Genomic DNA, 201 nt, shown 5'->3' on the forward strand with positions numbered 1-201 from the left:
CGGCCGTAACTATAACGGTCCTAAGGTAGCGAAATTCCTTGTCGGGTAAGTTCCGACCCGCACGAAAGGCGTAACGACTTGGGCGCTGTCTCAACGAGGGACTCGGCGAAATTGTAGTACACGTGAAGATGCGTGTTACCTGCGACAGGACAGAAAGACCCCGTGGAGCTTTACTGTAGCCTGACATTGGATTTTGGTATT

Annotated in this window: 1 rRNA gene; it reads left to right on the forward strand. The window is 51.7% G+C overall.

What is annotated here, in order from left to right:
- Positions 1 to 201 (forward strand): 23S ribosomal RNA (locus JDF658_RS13955); the annotation flags it as partial.

Source organism: Carboxydocella sp. JDF658, assembly GCF_002049395.1.
In the GTDB taxonomy this organism is placed as follows: Bacteria; Bacillota.